Annotated in this window: 5 protein-coding genes; all 5 read left to right on the top strand. The window is 33.7% G+C overall.

Annotated elements, in window-relative coordinates:
* Nucleotides 1–80: 80 nt before the first annotated feature.
* Nucleotides 81–215: a DUF3789 domain-containing protein gene (locus tag LJD34_RS15785; protein WP_002322987.1), complete on the top strand. Its 135-nt coding sequence runs from the start codon at nucleotides 81–83 to the stop codon at nucleotides 213–215.
* Entirely contained in the window at nucleotides 216–437 is a 222-nt protein-coding gene (locus tag LJD34_RS15780) for a hypothetical protein (protein ID WP_002323342.1), read from the top strand. It begins immediately after the preceding gene.
* 73 nt (nucleotides 438–510) lie between these two features.
* Nucleotides 511–1,113, top strand: a complete 603-nt coding sequence (locus LJD34_RS15775) for an alpha/beta hydrolase (protein ID WP_227160659.1) — start codon at nucleotides 511–513, stop codon at nucleotides 1,111–1,113.
* 200 nt (nucleotides 1,114–1,313) lie between these two features.
* Nucleotides 1,314–1,940, top strand: a complete 627-nt coding sequence (locus tag LJD34_RS15770; RefSeq protein ID WP_009319953.1) for an alpha/beta fold hydrolase — start codon at nucleotides 1,314–1,316, stop codon at nucleotides 1,938–1,940.
* Nucleotides 1,941–2,028: 88 nt separating this feature from the next.
* Nucleotides 2,029–2,251 (top strand): conjugal transfer protein (locus LJD34_RS15765; RefSeq protein WP_227360345.1); only part of this gene is annotated, 223 nt, incomplete at its 3' end.

The following is a 2,251-nucleotide window of genomic DNA, read 5'->3' as shown; positions in this document are numbered from 1 at the left end:
TCACAGAAAAGCATGAAATGATAATCAAACAGCAGACGACCCCTGCAAAAGATTTGGTAGAAAGTTAGGAGTGATGAAAAATGTGGGTATTATTAAAAGACTTCCTGCTGGTATCTATGGGAATGGGTATCGGCGTAGTCTTGATGTGTATTTTGAATGTCGGCAAAGAAGCTGACTGTGAAATGAAACAATTAAAAGAAAGCGAGGACAATTAAATGAATTTCGGACAAAATTTATATCAATGGTTTTTATCAAACGCACAGAGCTTAGTGCTTATGGCGATTGTGGTTATTGGTATCTACTTAGGGTTCAAACGTGAGTTTTCCAAACTTATCGGCTTCTTGGTAGTTGCCTTGATTGCTGTCGGCTTGGTATTTAATGCTGGCGGTGTGAAAGATGTACTGTTAGAACTGTTCAACAAGATTATCGGTGCATAAAATTTTATTGTGATGCTGATATGAGAATGGTATAATGTGGATATATAAAATTCTGATTTATGGGGGCGTTATTTTGAAGAAAGCAATGATATATGTTCATGGTAAAGGTGGAAGTTATCTTGAAGCTGAACAGTTCAAAAATATTTGTTTAGATTTTGATGTTTTTGGAGTAGATTATAATGACTATTTCCCGTGGATTGTAAAAAATAAAATTATGGAAGTCTACGATAAAATATCTGAAAAATATGACTACATATATGTACTTGCTAATAGTATCGGAGCTTATTTTACAATGCACACATTACAGAATTTCAAGATTGAAAAAGCATTATTCATATCGCCTATACTTGATATGGAACAACTTATAGTAGATATGATGAGCTGGGCGAATGTGTCTGAAAAGGAACTTTCTGAAAGAAAAGAAATACCAACTGATTTTGGAGAAACATTATCGTGGGAATATCTATGTTTTGTTCGGGCAAACCCGATAAATTGGAAAATGCCTACTGAAATTTTGTATGCTGAACATGATAATCTTACATCACGTCAAACGGTAGATAAATTTATTGATAAACATTGTGCAAATCTTACCGTTATGAATGACGGAGAACATTGGTTTCATACTGACGAACAGATTTTCTTTAGAGATAATTGGCTAAGAAAAGTTATACAATAGAATTTAGATTTTATATCCACACACAAAGCAGTTAGTTTTAGGATTGACTGCTTTTTTCTTATCAAAATTTCAGATTGGAGTGATGAAATGGTGTCTGTTAGAGCTGTTCAATAAGATTATCGGTGCATAGAATTTTATTGTGGTGCTGATATGAGAATGTTATAATGTGGATATGAAACACAGTATCTAGGAGTGATGAAATGAAATATATAATGCTTCATGGTTTGGGACAATCTTCTGAAAGTTGGAGTAATACCGTAAAAGTATTCAATGATGATTTTGAAGTTTTATGCCCTAATTTATCAGATTGGCTTTCTGGGAAAACACCATGTTATGATACATTGTATCGGACATTGGAAACATACTGTGAACAGTTTGAAGAACCGCTAAATATTTGTGGACTTTCTTTAGGTGGTATTCTTGCTATGCAGTATGCGATAGAACACCCAGAAAAAATGAACTCATTAGTGTTAATAGGCACACAATATGAAATGCCAAAGTATCTGTTAAAAATGCAAAATCTGATATTCCGTATTATGCCTTGTTCAGCATTTGAAAAAATGGGCTTTCAGAAAACAGATTTTATCAATCTATGCAAATCTATGACAGAACTTAATTTTAAACATGAACTGAAAAAAATATCATGTTCGGTACTTGTTGTCTGTGGCGATAAGGATAAGATAAATAAAAAAGCTTCTTTAGAATTGCAACAACAGATAGAAAACGCAGAAATAGCTATTATTGAAAATGCAGGACATGAAGTAAATACAGATAACCCAACACTACTAGGGCAAAAGTTAAATGTATTTTTCAAACAATATGTCTGATAAACAATTTCATATCCATACACACAGAGCAGTTAGTCTTAGGATTGACTGCTTTTTTCTTACCTAAATTTCAGATTGGAGTGATTGCATGAATGATATTTTTAAGGATATGCAGAAAAAAGTCGGCTGTGAATACATTTCCGACCTACCCTCTTACAAACGTAAGGTGTGGCATGAAATGAAAAGGCTGAACCCAGCCGACTATGAAGAAAGACAGTTAGAAGATTTTTCAAAGTATGTGTTTGGTATGTCGTACCAGACCATAAAAGATGTGATGAAACAACAGAAAGGACGTGAGGAACAATGCAGGA

It is taken from the genome of Faecalibacillus sp. MSK20_93 (assembly GCF_020589945.1).
Lineage (GTDB): Bacteria > Bacillota_I > Bacilli_A > Erysipelotrichales > Coprobacillaceae > Faecalibacillus > Faecalibacillus intestinalis.
This window is presented reverse-complemented; position numbering and strand designations above follow the sequence as displayed.